This window comes from Chryseobacterium electrogenes, assembly GCF_053553015.1.
This window is the reverse complement of the sequence record NZ_JBNPPB010000002.1, coordinates 467,127-481,251: the sequence shown is the minus strand read 5'-3', so window position 1 is coordinate 481,251 and position 14,125 is coordinate 467,127. Positions and strand designations below refer to the sequence as shown.

Here is a 14,125-nt window from a genome sequence, read left to right as displayed (position 1 = left end):
ATGGAAAAAGAAGTTTATTCATATACAAAGTATTTTAAGGGAGAAAAAGAGAATCCTTTTAATGAAGAAGAAAATTATTGGGCTTATAAATATTGGTTTTATGAAAAAGATTATTTTGCCAATAATACAAAACCAAATGAAGAAGATTTCAAAGAATATATTTTGGGAGTAATTGAACATATTGCAGATTATTTCTATGCTCCTATTGAAAAGCATATAAAAAATTATTTTGGGAAAATATAAAAAACTGCCGATAACATTGTATTGGCAAAATGCGGGGTTAAATATAAAATAGAAAAAGCGGAAATATTTATCCGCCGCTGCTTTTCATATAATCTTTTTTTATTAACTTAGCTTATCTGAAAAAGCATCGGCTCCGTTTGGTCTGAACTTGAACATTTGTTCAAATTAAGCCCGCACTTCGCCAATACTTTTCCCGTTACCTGCAACCCTATGAGCAACCGTACAAACAATTGACAGACAGACAAAACGAATGAAAGCAACTAAATTATTTACAGATTTTTTTAACAGCGAAAAAGCAGGTGGACTTGTTTTAATTTCTTGTACAATTGTCTCATTAGCACTTGCCAACTCAAATTTTGGAACAAATTATCACGATTTTTTTCAAATACAATTTGCAGGACACAGTTTTGAGCATTGGATTAATGATGGATTAATGACTATTTTCTTTTTGCTCATTGGGTTGGAATTAGAAAGAGAAATTTATCAAGGCGAACTTTCAAATATCAAAGATGCTTTATTACCAATTTTTGGTGCATTTGGTGGAATGCTAATTCCAGCAGGAATTTTTTTATTATTCAATTATGGAACTGCAACGCAATCAGGTGCAGGTATTCCAATGGCGACAGATATTGCTTTTGCTTTGGGAATTTTATCACTGTTAGGCAATCGAGTACCAACTTCTCTAAAAATATTTTTGACAGCATTAGCCGTAATTGACGACTTGGGTGCAATTATTATCATTGCCATTTTCTACACCAAAACCTTGCTTTGGACAAACCTATTTATCGCATTAGGAATTTGGCTTTTATTATTTATCATCGGAAAACTAAAAGTGAGAAATTTAATTCCCTACTTAATAGGCGGTGTTGCAATGTGGTATTTTATGCTACATTCAGGCGTTCACGCCACCATTACGGGTGTTTTGTTGGCTTTTGCCATTCCATTTGGTAATGGAGGCGAAAAATCAACTTCCTATATTTTGCAACATTTTCTACACAAACCAGTTGCTTTTATAATTTTACCGATTTTCGCGTTAGCAAACACAGCAATAGTTTTTAGTGGAGATATAACTCAAACATTATCAGAAAATAACAGTTTAGGAATTGCACTTGGACTAATTATTGGCAAACCTTTGGGTATTTTTCTATTCACACTTTTAGCAGTCACTTTTGGACTTTGCAAACTGCCATCAGATTTAAATTGGAAATCAATTTTTGGTGTAGGACTTTTGGCAGGAATAGGTTTTACAATGTCTATTTTTGTAACCTTACTTGCTTTTGAGAACGAAACAATAATAAATAACTCAAAATTAATAATTTTAATTTCCTCATTAATTGCAGGGCTTTTAGGCTTTTTTGTTCTTAATGGAATTTTAAAGAAAACATATATAGACGATGAGCAATAAAATTTTTGATTTTATAAGTCTTCATAATGGCGAAGAAGAACAAAAAAAAGTTTTAGAAAATATAAAATCTAATATCTCTTTTCGTGGTTCTAATTTATGGATTTTAGCTTGTGCTATTGTAATTGCATCGGTTGGTTTAAATGTAAATTCAACAGCAGTAATAATTGGCGCAATGCTTATTTCTCCACTAATGAGTCCTATCGTTGGAGCAGGTTTTGCCTTGGCAATTTATGATTTTGAACTACTGAAAAAGTCGGGAAAAAATTTATTAATAGCAACAATTGTAAGTTTAGTAGTTGCTTCAATCTATTTTTACATAAGTCCATTTAAAGAAACTCAATCAGAACTATTAGCAAGAACATCTCCAAACATTTATGACGTTCTTATCGCTTTTTTTGGTGGTTTAGTAGGTGTTATTGCTCTAACAAGAGTAGAAAAAGGAAATCCAATTCCAGGCGTGGCTATCGCCACGGCTTTAATGCCTCCTCTTTGTACAGCAGGTTATGGATTAGCGATAGGAAATTTTTCATATTTTTTTGGTGCTTTTTATTTATACACGATTAATTGCTTTTTTATATGTATTTCTACTTTTTTGATAATTAAATATCTAAAATATGAACCTGTAAGAAGTTTGAATCCTAAATTTGAAAAACAAATTAGATACGGCATCACTTCTTTAATTTTGATTATGATAATTCCAAGTTTCTATTTGGCTTATAATTTACTCAATGAAAAAAAGTACACTCAAAAAGTTGAACAATTTATATCAAACGAGTTTACAAATAAAGGCTACACAATTATTTATAAGAACACAAAATTTAATTCAAATCCCAAAAAAATTGAAGTTGCATTTTTGACCAAAAAATTTAATGCTGAAGAAATAAAAGTGTTAAACCAAAAGTTAGTTCAATACGATATTAATAATACAAAATTAGAAATAAAACAAGATGCAAAAGATTTAAAAAGTGAAATATTAAACGAATTAAATAATCAAAACAAAAATTTATCTGAAAAAGATATTTTAATAAATAATCTTCAAAATGAACTTGGAGAATATAAATTTGATAATTCTGACATTCAGAAAGAATTAAAAATATTATTTCCAGAACTTAAAAATGTGTCTTTCGGAAAACATTTATTAAATCAAAATACTGATAGTACAAAAATTATAACAGTTGTTCTTTATCAAATTGACAATAAAAAGGAAAATGTAGATACAGAAAAAATAAAAAATTGGTTAAACCAAAAATTGAAAACAACAAACGTGAAACTAATCAAACAAGAATAAGGGCAGCAGGTAACAAGGGTTTTGCGAAATTGGGGCTGAAGTGCCAATTTCAACATTCGTTCTTTTTACATACATTTGTGCTAGGCTGAAACTTAGTGCATTTTAATCCCCAACTTCGCAAAGCCCCGAAACGTTGTTGCGACAACTCCCTATGGTCGCTGTCGCAACAACGGAGGCTCGGCTACGCCGACGTTTTACGAAACGACCAGAACCGGTCGTCATCGCAAAACTTCGGCTTTGAGAAATTTACTCTTAGAAGCAAGCTTCTCGAGTAAACTTCACAAAGCCGAGCCTCCGTTAGCCGACATTGTAAAAAAACTACTGCCTTAAATGAAACTGTCAAAATTAAAGATTAAAAATTTTAAATCTATTAAAGAGTTGGAATTAAACTTTCCTGAATCTGGAATATTAATTTTAGTCGGAGAAAATAATGCTGGTAAATCAAATATTATAAGAGCAATTGATTTAATCTGCGGTGAAAGTTGGATAGGAAAAGAAAAGTTAGAAGACCATGACTATTATTGTAGAAACCACGATTTAAATATTGAAATTAATTTATTTTTTGATAATAAATACAGTGTTAATTTTTCTCCAAATTCAAATAAATGGGGATTAAATTATTATCAAAATTGGGAACAAACAAGCAAAAGACCTTTTGGAACTCCAAGTATTAAGGAAGATTTTCCATCAACATATCTTGGAGCAGATAGAACATTAGATAAACATTTATCATTTTATGATTGGACTTTAATTGGAAGAATTAGAAAAGCATTTCATAAAAATGTAACTGCTGAGATTCGAGGCAATTTAAATGAAAAATTTGAAGAATTAGTTGAAATTTTCGATACTGTTCCTGGATTTAAAAGTTTTAAATCCGATTTTACAGATAACTATAAATCTCTTCTCCCAAAATTTAAGACAAAAGTAGAAGTAGATTTTCAACCATTTACTCCTTCAAATTATTTTAAAACCATGCAAATTTTGGGTATTGATCCAGAAGAAAGAGATAAACCATTAGATTTAACAGAATTAGGAGAAGGAGCAAGAAATTTAATATTAATTGCATTATTAAAAAGTTTTGCAAAAAATTTTAAAAGTTCAGGTGGCGAAATTAATGGGATTTTAGCACTTGAAGAACCTGAACTTTTTCTACATCCCCAAGCTAGAAGGCACTTATTTGCAGAACTGCGAGAAATTTCAAAATCAGGAATGCAAGTTATAATTTCAACGCATTCGGATTCATTTATCGATACAGAATTTTTTGATGAAATTGGGAGAGTAGTAAAAGTCGTAGATGAAGAAAATGATGGAAAATTCCAAACGAAACTTATCACTTGTTCAAAATCAGACTTAGTTGAACACTGTATAAAAACTGGAGTGCCAGAAAATAAAATAACTATAGAAAGTTTACAAGAATATTACAAAACTACATCAAATGTAAAACTTAATGAAGGTTTTTTTGCAAAACAATTATTTCTAGTTGAGGGAGAAACAGAAGAATTATGTATCCCAGAATTATTAAAGGAACTTGATATTGATTGTGATTCAATGGGAATATCAGTCATTCCCGTAAATGGGAAAAATCAAATTCCAAAATATTGGCGTTTATATTCAAAGTTCGGAATTCCAATTACAGTTGTTATTGATTCTGATGATTCGCCTGACAAGAAATCTTCGAACGTAAATATTGCAAACTGTTTTGGAGTAACTTCTGAAGATATAACGAATGACGTAGACATAATTAACGTGAGTTCGATGTAAGAAGTGATAAATTATAATAGAAAAAAGCGAAAAAATTAGTATATTTAAGCTATTGAAAGTCAAATATTTAACTAAAATTTCCGCTATGATTTCTGATGATAAAATTACAACTATTTATTACATTGTTGATGAGTTTTTTAAAGAATTTAACCATATTCTGAAAGATTACGCTCTGAAAGACCCCAAAATCAAGACCAGAAACAGAAAATCTGCGATGTCTCAAAGCGAAGTGATGACTATTATGATCCTGTTTCATTACGGTGCTTTCAAAAATCTCAAGCACTTTTATCAGGGCTACGTTCAAAGACATATGAAGAAAGAATTTCCTGTAACGGTTTCCTACAACAGGTTTGTAGAGCTCCAAAAGAAAGTGAATGTACCCATGGCAGTTTTCGTAAAAATGATGTGTCTGGGAAAGTGTACCGGCATATCTTTCATCGATTCAACACCCATCAGGGCTTGTCACATCAAAAGGGAAAAGCAGCACAAAACCTTCAAAAATATCGCTCAGAAAGGACAATGTTCTCTGGGTTGGTTTTATGGTTTTAAACTCCATTTGATTATCAATGACAGGGGTGAGATTCTGGATTTTATCCTGACAACAGGCAATGTAGACGACAGAGAACCCCTGAAAAGTATGGATCTGCACAAATGGATTTTCGGAAAACTTTTCGGCGATAAAGGCTATATTGGGAAAGATCTGTTTGAGCAACTTTTTATAGATGGAGTTCATTTAATCACAAAAATAAAGAAGAATATGAAGAATTGTTTAATGCTTCTCCAGGATAAAATTATGCTTAGAAAAAGGGCATTAATAGAATCTGTAAACGATGAGCTTAAGAATATTTGTCAGATAGAACATACCCGTCACAGAAGTTTTGACAACTTTGTTCTCAATATTTTGTCTGCTTTGGCAGCCTACTCTTTCTTTGATAAAAAACCATCAATCAATACAAATTGTGACATTATTGATCAAGATAGATTAATCGCAGCTTAACTCGAACTCACGTTAATTAAAGTTTTAGAAAGTTCAAATAAACCAAAAACAAAAATTGTTATTTTAGAGAAAGATTTTGAGAATGCTTTTGAAAAAGATTTAATATCAAATGGTTTTAAAAATGAATATAAAGAATTTGAACAGGGAGCAAGAGATTTAATAAAGCCAATTGGCAAACAACAAAAGGGAGTGATTTCAAGGTATATTGTGAGAAAATCTATTAAACTGAAAGACTTTAATAGCAAAATAGGATTAACATTCGCTGAACAGATAATCGATTAAAACAACGTCGGCTAACATTGTATTGGCAAAATGCGGGGCTAAACTCTGAATTGAAAATCCATCACTTTTCGCCGCCGCTATTTTTCCATTCCACATATTTTTTGTAGTTTAGTTTCATGGAAAAATATCGGCTCAGCTTGGTCGAAAATTGAACTTTTAGTTCCCTTTCTCCCGCACTTCGCCAATACTTTTTCCGTTGTTGCGACAACTCCCTATGGTCGCTGTCGCAACAACGGAGGCTCGGCTACGCCGACGTTTTACGAAACGACCAGAACCGGTCGTCATCGCAAAACTTCGGCTTTGAGAAATTTACTCTTAGAAGCAAGCTTCCTGAGTAAACTTCACAAAGCCGAGCCTCCGTTAGCCGACATTTTATGACAACAACTCGACTTCAAAAAATTTTATTTGTTTTAGCAATATTTTTTGTTAGTTGTTTAAATGCACAAATTAAAGAAAATTCAAGATTAGAACCATCTAACTTGAAATATAAAGACTGCGATTTACAAGAAAGGAATAATAATTGGCTTCATTTGATTACAAATGAAAATCAAATCTTAAAAAGAATTGTCTTAATAAAAGAAAAATTAGATTTTGATACAATCTATAAAAAATATAATTCTAAAATAACAATTCATAGTCCGTCAATAAATCTTGAAAACATTGACAATAAAGGGAATCCATGCGGAATAAAAATTTTGTTCATACTTGAATATGGAAAAAGAAAAAGCATACATATTGACTTAAGCGAAGAACCTAACTATAGAGAAATTCTTGAAAATATCAACAAGGAAAACATTTCAATTCAAATCTTAAATCCTCAACAAGGAGCAGCAATTTATGGAATGAGTGGAAGTTCCGGTGTAATCTATATGAAAACAAAAAGTAAAGACTTAAAGAAAATCATTAAACAAGTAGTTAAGAAAAACGTCGGCTAACACGGTATTGGCAAAATGCGGGGTTTATGTCTGAATTGAAAATCCATAACTTTTTTGCCGCCGCTGCTTTTCAATTCCACATTTTTTTTTAATTTAGTTCCATTGAAAAAGCATCGGCTTCGTTTGGTCTTTCTTGAACTAAAGTTCTTCGAATTCCCGCACTTCGCCAATACTTTTTCCGTTGTTGCGACAACTCCCTATGGTCGCTGTCGCAACAACGGAGGCTCGGCTACGCCGACGTTTTACGAAACGACCAGAACCGGTCGTCATCGCAAAACTTCGGCTTTGAGAAATTTACTCTTAGAAGCAAGCTTCTCGAGTAAACTTCACAAAGCCGAGCCTCCGTTGTCTGCAATTTTTCCAAAAATTCTGCATAAATGAATAAAGTTAAATCTAAACTATTTCGAAAAGTCAATACGAAAACTTATAATGTTCATCATAATTATGGTGAAAGTTTTAAGCGTGCTATAAAAATTGATGAAAATCAAACTAGAGGAAAAATGAAAAGAAATATTGAAAGAGGACTTGACTACACTCCTCTTTTCAAATTTTTACTTTCAAAAGTTGGAAAAAATTGGGATGAAATATTTAGTGAAGCAAAAAGCAGGTTAAATAAAACTGAACCTATATTTTGGATGGTTGCATTGAATGAAACTGATAAGAATAATTATATTGGAACTGGAGAATCATCATATTTTTCGGGATTATATGTAGATGAATCAAATATTTTACAAAAATGCGATCCAACATTAACGAAAGAAAAAATGAAAAAATTTTGTAATTGTTGCACTCATACTTTTAATGGAGAAATCTACTAAAAAACTGCAGACAATATAGGTTTTGCAAAATGCGGGGTTAAAGTCTAAGTTGAACTATTTTAGATATTTATCCGCAAATTGGCTTTTCATATTGCTTTTTTTATTAATTTAACAATCTGAAAAAGCCATTTGCTACGATTGTGAATCCTTGAACTAAAGTTCTTCGAATTCCCGCACTTCGCAAAGCCTTTTTCCGTTGTTACGAAACGACCAGAACCGGTCGTCATCGCAAAACTTCGGCTTTGAGAAATTTACTCTTAGAAGCAAGCTTCCTGAGTAAACTTCACAAAGCCGAGCCTCCGTTATCGGATATTTCACAAAATATAGCACATGAATAACGATTTAGAAACCATTAAGAAGATAAAAGACTTTTTCGAAAATATGGATGTTAAAAGTGAGAATATAGTTTCAACAATAATGGATTTAAATAAAGAAGAGAATGTTTTAAAACGATATTTGAAGAAAATAAAAGAAAATTGTAAAACGGAAAAAAAATTAGATAATCATAATAATAATAACTACAAAATTAATGAGCATTCAACATTCTGTGTTATATATGAAACCAAAGAACTTCTTAATGCTTTAGAAGATATTTTTGGACAAAACATATCATTTTCAAAACAATTCAATACTTTTTGTATTAAATCTAGTCAATCAAAATTATTTTTAGAAATATGGGCATTATTTAGAGACAAAGTAAAATGGCGAAGTTTGAGTGATGAAAGAAGATTTCATTGGACTTATGAAAATATTGATAAGGGAATTGAAGTTAATATATGGGAATGGGAAGACCTTTCAAAAAATCCAGCGTTGCCTTGGAATTTTGATTTTATTGAAAAGTACAAAGATTTCTTACATTGGAAATATATAAAGGCTAATAATAAGCTATATTGGAGTGAACAATTAATTGAAAAATATTACAAATACATTTTTGAATCAGATAATATTACATATCGTGATGATTTAACTTTTTGTGAAGATATAATTAATAAATGGAAGGTCGAATTTGAAAGAAACGAGAATGTTGATTGGAACTATTCAATAATTGAAAAACACAAAAACTTTTTAGATTTTCAACTACTATCGAAAAATTCTAAAATATTATTTGATGATTACCTGATTCAAAAATATGGTACAAAATTAGATCTAAAACACTTATCTCAAGTACCAAATATTAATTTATCATCTAATTTAATTTTAGAGTTTGCTGAATTTTGGGATTGGGAGGAAATTCTAAGAAATGAATCATTTAAGTTTAATTTTGAAATCATTGAGTCACAGAAAAACATTTTAGATTGGAATTTTGTTAACATACACCCTCACTTATTTTGGGACAAAAATTTCATAGACAAATATTCTGAATACATTTTTAACGCAAATTCAAAAGTCAATCAAAGGAAAACTCCATATTCTCCTTTGGAATCATTTTGTAAGAAATATAATCAGACTGGATATTTTGAATCAAATAATAACGTATTTTGGGATGATGAACTAATAGACACTTATAAAGATATTATAAACTGGGAATATTTATCTGCTAACCAATCAATATTTTTCTCAATCAACCAACTAGAAAAATATAAAGAATATTTAAATTGGGATATATTTTTCCAAAAAGGTAACACTACTTGGAACGAAGAAGTTATAGATAAATATATAGATAAAAGCACTAGCAAAAACTTAGTTAGCAACAAGAATATATCTTGGAATGTATCAATGTTCAAAAAATACGTTAAAAATCAAGATGCTTGGATTCTATCTGATTTCTGCAAAAATGCGAACATATCTAAAGATGTCATTAAAGAATTTCAAACGTTTTGGTCGCAAATATCTATATCAAATTCTCACCGATTCAAATTTAGTGATTTTGGTAATTATACCGAATATATATATAATTCCTTGTGGAAAGATTTATTTAGAAATAATAATATAATCTGGGATGATGATTTAGTAGAATCGTGTCTTGAAAATATTGTTTTAAATGAAATGTTGTTTTTTAACGGTAAATTAACTGTCGACTTTATAAATAAATATTGGGATTTTTCTAAAGTTGAAAATGTTTGGAGAGTTGGTAATTATGATGAAGGTACATATGAAGAAACTTGTACAGTCTTTCTTAGAGATAAGTTACAATATTGCGAAATTACAGACCTTGATTTACCAAAATTTATCAATAATGAATTTAAATGGTTAGGTTCATCTTTGAATAATTATTCATTGAATAAAAGCCTTGAAAATCTTGTTTTAAATGAATGTGAAAAAAGAAACATCCGATAAGAAGGGTTTTGCAAAATGGCTGGTTTTCAGTCTAAATTGAAAGTTTGTGCATTTAATCCGCAAAAGCCAATTTTATTGCTTTTTTTCATAAATTAGCAAATAGAAAAAGGCTTTTGCTACGTTCCGTATAAATCGAAACTTCGTACTTCGATTTTCCGCCACTTCGCAAAGCCTTTTTCCGTTATCTGTAATCTTTCCAAAAAACGATGTATAAACAAATTTTCACAATTTTAATAAGTGCTTTTTCTTCTTTAAATCTATATTCACAAAATATTGATTTAGATAAGTATGAAATTTATGTAAAATACACTTTAATCTCAAAATCTGACTTTATTAAAAATGGACAAAATTTGACTGAAGAAAAATCAAAAACTCTTGAATTCAAACCTATTTCTGATGGAAATAAAATAACCTATTACTTAAGTGGAAAAATTTATTCAAAAGGGAAAATAGAAAATGGAAAAGAAAATGGATTTTGGGAATATTGGAATGAAAATGGAAAAAAAGCTCGTGAAGGAGAATTTGTTGATGGAAAACCAAACGGAACTCACAAATATTGGTATGAAAACGGAAATTTGAGAGGAATTGGAGAATGGAAAAATGGAGTTTATGATGGAAAGTGGGAAATGTATAAAGAAAATGGAAGCGAAAAGATTATTCAAAATTACAAAGAAGGAAAACTAATCGAATAAAAAAGACTGCAGCTAACACCGGTAACCGTTGCACAACTTCAATTTTCAGGTAAAAGATAAAATCAACGACCTCGTTTTAGCCTTTTTAAGCGGGGTTTATTTTTAGAAAAACATTGTCAATGTTAACATCCCGCCAGCATAAAATTAATTTTAGAATTATCTTCTGTCTTTTTTTATTTTTATCCGTTTCAAATCTATATTCACAGATAAGTATTGAAGCCAATAATTCAGTTTCTGGTCGAAAATTCAAAATTGATATTGATGAAAATTCACAGAAATACTTTATAACTCTCAAAATTCTTGATAGCGTATCAACGAGTAAAAATTATGAAAATAAAATGGAAAAGTATAGAAAGCAATATTTCAGTTTAAAAAATAAATCCATAAAAAGTAATTCGGTAAAGTCTATCTCACGAAAAATGGAAATTCTGAATGAAAATAATTCGTACTACTCTACTTTTAAAACTGAAATAATAAAAAACGAGTTTGAAAAATTTGACAATCTTGTGAAGCTCTTCAAGGTAGAAAATTCAGATTTTTTTGAAAAAAAAGAAGCAAACAAAAATCGTATCGTTTTAGATGGAACGACAGTTAAAATTAACGTTAATAACCATGGAATAAATAAAACTATTTGGTCGCATTCTCCGCGTGAAAAATCACATCCAGAAATAAATGATCTTTTGACTTCAACTCTTGATATTTTGCGAGGGAAAAATATAATCTCAAATGAGAAAACAATCACTTCTGGTTACTAGATTATAATTATTTATTGGTCATCACTTTATAAGTTGGATCTTCAATAATATTGATTTCAATTATACTTTCTGCATTTTTTAAAAGTTGACGACAATCAGAACTCAAATGTCGTATATGAAGCTTCTTTCCTTGTTTTTGATAAAGCTCCGTTATTTTATTTAATGCTTCTATTGCAGACATATCTACAACTTTGCTTTCTTCAAAATCAATAATAACAACTTCTGGATCATTTGTCACATCGAACTTTTCGGCAAATGTTCTAGTAGATCCAAAAAAAAGTGGACCAAAAATTTCATAATGCTTTACACCATCTTCATCAATATGGGTTCTTGCACGTATCCGTTTGGCACTTTCCCAAGCAAATACCAAAGCAGAAATCACAACTCCTACTAAGACAGCTAAAGCTAAATTATGCAGTAATATCGTAATAATAGCTACCAACATACCTATAAAAATATCGTGCCTAGGCATTTTATTAATAATTCGGAAGCTTACCCATTCAAATGTTCCAATGGCTACCATCATCATTACACCAACCAAAGCTGCCATAGGTATTTGCTCTATCACAGGTGCTGCAACGAGAATAATCAGTAGGATTGCAAGTGATCCCACAATTGCTGATAATCGGGCTCTTCCACCAGCTCCAATATTGACTAATGTCTGCGCAACCATTGCACAACCGCCCATACCTCCGAAAAACCCATTTACTATATTAGCAATACCCTGTGCTGCAGCCTCACGGTTAGACTTTCCTTTAGTATTTGTAATCTCATCGACCATATTCAGGGTTAATAAACTTTCTATTAAACCAACACCTGCCATAACCAAAGCATAGGGGAAAATAATTTTCAAAGTTTCTAAATTAAAAGGTATAGCTGGGATATGGAACGAAGGCATAGAACCTCCTACTGATGCTATATCAATTACTTTTTTAGTATCAATATGAAAAAAATATACAATACCAAAGACAAGAAATATTGCAACTAACGATGATGGAACAGCCTTAGTCAATTTTGGAAATAAAAATACAATAGCCATGGTTAACAAGGTTAATCCAGCCATTACATAGAGTTCTGTTCCCTGCATCCAAGTTTCGATCCCATTATGGACGACTTTAAATTGGACAACTTGTGCCATAAAAATGATAACCGCAAGACCGTTTAAAAAACCATACATAACCGGCTGCGGTATTAACCTTACAAATTTGCCCCACCTGAAAATTCCAACTAAAAATTGCATTATACCGCCTAAAATAACTGCGGCAAAAAGATATTCTACGCCTTTTGACGCGGCCAATGCAATAAGTACAACAATAGTTGCTCCTGCGCCTCCAGAAATCATCCCAGGACGACCTCCTAAAATTGCAGTCACAATACCCATCAAAAATGCGGCATAGAGTCCTGTCAATGGAGAAAGTCCCGCCAAAATAGCAAAAGATAAAGACTCGGGAATCATGGTCATAGCCACAGAAAATCCAGCAAGAATTTCGGTTTTGTAATTAATTTTTTGTTTAAAATCAAATAAATTGATAATTTTCTGCATGTATGAAGAGTATTGAAATATGTAAAATATAAATAAGAAAAAAGAATGTGTAGAAAAAATGAAGGTTTCTAATATCTAAATAGTCAATAAATTAAAACTGGAAAACACAACAATTTAGCCTAAAAATTAAGGAGAAGTAACTCGAATTGATATCATTACTATTGTTTTCATTAAAATGCAAAATTACATTTTTTTTTAAGATCTATATTTTTTCTGAACAATTATTAAAATTATAAAATACTATCGTAAAAATATTTCAACTCACTAAAAATCACTACCCTACTCACAATTTTAATAAAAATCATAAAACACACGTTATCAGTAAAATAACAAACATCTAAAACATATCATACATAGTTCGTTTATTTATATAAAACACCAATACCAACAACCTTGTTATTAACAAAATGGCATCGTATTTGATTAAATTCATCGATTATTAAAAACTAAAAAAAAATGAAAAATTTCACATTATTATCATTGAGTTTATTATCTATAATGGCTTGTAATAATCAACAAAACAAAAACACAGCCGAAAATACCAATAATAAAACAACAGCTATCGGAGGAGAAAAAGATAAACATGGCTGCATTGCTGCTACAGGCCAAACTTGGAGTGAATTGAAACAAAACTGCGTAAGAGTTTTTGATACCGGCGTTAGGCTTAACCCTGTTATAGTTAAAAATGGAGAAGCTGTGATTAGCGCTTTTGTTATATTTAATGATGATAAATCTAAAGTTGAGTTATTCTTACCAGGTGATAAAAAATCTAACATTATTATTAACAAATCTACAGACGACAGCTATAAAAATGATATTTATAAATATGATGCAAAGGAAGCTGCTCTTTACATTAATGGTAAAAAAGAATTTGTTGTAAAGAATTAATAACTCTTTTTTTCAATATTTAAACTTATTAATTAAATACATTTTAAAATAATTCAATAGAATGAGTCGTTGCTCATTTTATATTAAGAAAAAGCGGAGTTTTCTACAAATTTGAAAATTCTCGCTTTTTCTTTATTATATTCTCTATTATATATTTTTTCGTAAGTTTATTCCACAAAAAAGCATCAGTTCTGTTTGAGATTTTTTGAACTAAAGTTCTCAAAACCACAAACTTTCCGTT

General features: G+C 30.4%; 12 protein-coding genes. 11 read left to right on the top strand and 1 reads right to left on the bottom strand.

Features of this window, described 5'->3' with window-relative positions; translation table 11 throughout:
• The 10 genes from ACQQ6V_RS02140 (at window position 1) to ACQQ6V_RS02095 (ending at window position 11,453) form a co-directional block, all read left to right on the top strand.
• Window positions 1-243 (top strand): hypothetical protein, encoded by a 243-nt coding sequence (locus tag ACQQ6V_RS02140; RefSeq protein WP_448843950.1) that lies wholly within the window; start codon window positions 1-3, stop codon window positions 241-243.
• Between the two features lie 250 nt (window positions 244-493).
• The gene (gene nhaA / locus ACQQ6V_RS02135; protein ID WP_448843949.1) at window positions 494-1,648 is read left to right on the top strand and encodes a Na+/H+ antiporter NhaA; all 1,155 of its coding nucleotides are present in this window, start codon (window positions 494-496) and stop codon (window positions 1,646-1,648) included.
• Entirely contained in the window at window positions 1,638-2,936 is a 1,299-nt protein-coding gene (locus ACQQ6V_RS02130) for a DUF389 domain-containing protein (RefSeq protein ID WP_448843948.1), read from the top strand. Before nhaA ends, ACQQ6V_RS02130 begins: the two co-directional genes overlap by 11 nt.
• A gap of 330 nt (window positions 2,937-3,266) precedes the next feature.
• Window positions 3,267-4,697, top strand: coding sequence for an ATP-dependent nuclease (locus ACQQ6V_RS02125; RefSeq protein WP_448843947.1), 1,431 nt, complete (start codon window positions 3,267-3,269; stop codon window positions 4,695-4,697).
• Window positions 4,698-4,782: 85 nt separating this feature from the next.
• Window positions 4,783-5,694, top strand: coding sequence for an IS982 family transposase (locus tag ACQQ6V_RS02120; protein ID WP_448843791.1), 912 nt, complete (start codon window positions 4,783-4,785; stop codon window positions 5,692-5,694).
• Window positions 5,695-6,350: 656 nt separating this feature from the next.
• Entirely contained in the window at window positions 6,351-6,911 is a 561-nt protein-coding gene (locus tag ACQQ6V_RS02115; RefSeq protein ID WP_448843946.1) for a hypothetical protein, read from the top strand.
• 377 nt (window positions 6,912-7,288) lie between these two features.
• Window positions 7,289-7,729: a hypothetical protein gene (locus ACQQ6V_RS02110; protein ID WP_448843945.1), complete on the top strand. Its 441-nt coding sequence runs from the start codon at window positions 7,289-7,291 to the stop codon at window positions 7,727-7,729.
• 330 nt (window positions 7,730-8,059) lie between these two features.
• Window positions 8,060-10,006 (top strand): hypothetical protein, encoded by a 1,947-nt coding sequence (locus tag ACQQ6V_RS02105; protein WP_448843944.1) that lies wholly within the window; start codon window positions 8,060-8,062, stop codon window positions 10,004-10,006.
• 206 nt (window positions 10,007-10,212) lie between these two features.
• Window positions 10,213-10,698 carry a toxin-antitoxin system YwqK family antitoxin gene (locus ACQQ6V_RS02100; RefSeq protein WP_448843943.1) on the top strand — a complete coding sequence of 162 codons (486 nt, stop codon included), beginning with the start codon at window positions 10,213-10,215 and terminating at the stop codon, window positions 10,696-10,698.
• Window positions 10,699-10,817: 119 nt separating this feature from the next.
• Window positions 10,818-11,453, top strand: coding sequence for a hypothetical protein (locus tag ACQQ6V_RS02095; RefSeq protein WP_448843942.1), 636 nt, complete (start codon window positions 10,818-10,820; stop codon window positions 11,451-11,453).
• Window positions 11,454-11,460: 7 nt separating this feature from the next.
• On the opposite strand, the gene ACQQ6V_RS02090 is transcribed toward ACQQ6V_RS02095, so the two are convergent.
• Window positions 11,461-12,996: a SulP family inorganic anion transporter gene (locus ACQQ6V_RS02090; RefSeq protein ID WP_448843941.1), complete on the bottom strand. Its 1,536-nt coding sequence runs from the start codon at window positions 12,994-12,996 to the stop codon at window positions 11,461-11,463.
• Between the two features lie 456 nt (window positions 12,997-13,452).
• Between ACQQ6V_RS02090 and ACQQ6V_RS02085 the strand changes: the two genes are divergently transcribed.
• Window positions 13,453-13,884 (top strand): hypothetical protein, encoded by a 432-nt coding sequence (locus ACQQ6V_RS02085; RefSeq protein ID WP_448843940.1) that lies wholly within the window; start codon window positions 13,453-13,455, stop codon window positions 13,882-13,884.
• The last annotated feature ends 241 nt before the right edge of the window (window positions 13,885-14,125 follow it).

Coding starts and splice junctions, on each gene's coding strand:
- ACQQ6V_RS02140 (WP_448843950.1), top strand. CDS start 1: ATGGAAAAAGAAGTTTATTCATATACAAAGTATTTTAAGGGAGAAAAA.
- nhaA (WP_448843949.1), top strand. CDS start 494: ATGAAAGCAACTAAATTATTTACAGATTTTTTTAACAGCGAAAAAGCA.
- ACQQ6V_RS02130 (WP_448843948.1), top strand. CDS start 1,638: ATGAGCAATAAAATTTTTGATTTTATAAGTCTTCATAATGGCGAAGAA.
- ACQQ6V_RS02125 (WP_448843947.1), top strand. CDS start 3,267: ATGAAACTGTCAAAATTAAAGATTAAAAATTTTAAATCTATTAAAGAG.
- ACQQ6V_RS02120 (WP_448843791.1), top strand. CDS start 4,783: ATGATTTCTGATGATAAAATTACAACTATTTATTACATTGTTGATGAG.
- ACQQ6V_RS02115 (WP_448843946.1), top strand. CDS start 6,351: ATGACAACAACTCGACTTCAAAAAATTTTATTTGTTTTAGCAATATTT.
- ACQQ6V_RS02110 (WP_448843945.1), top strand. CDS start 7,289: ATGAATAAAGTTAAATCTAAACTATTTCGAAAAGTCAATACGAAAACT.
- ACQQ6V_RS02105 (WP_448843944.1), top strand. CDS start 8,060: ATGAATAACGATTTAGAAACCATTAAGAAGATAAAAGACTTTTTCGAA.
- ACQQ6V_RS02100 (WP_448843943.1), top strand. CDS start 10,213: ATGTATAAACAAATTTTCACAATTTTAATAAGTGCTTTTTCTTCTTTA.
- ACQQ6V_RS02095 (WP_448843942.1), top strand. CDS start 10,818: ATGTTAACATCCCGCCAGCATAAAATTAATTTTAGAATTATCTTCTGT.
- ACQQ6V_RS02090 (WP_448843941.1), bottom strand. CDS start 12,996: ATGCAGAAAATTATCAATTTATTTGATTTTAAACAAAAAATTAATTAC.
- ACQQ6V_RS02085 (WP_448843940.1), top strand. CDS start 13,453: ATGAAAAATTTCACATTATTATCATTGAGTTTATTATCTATAATGGCT.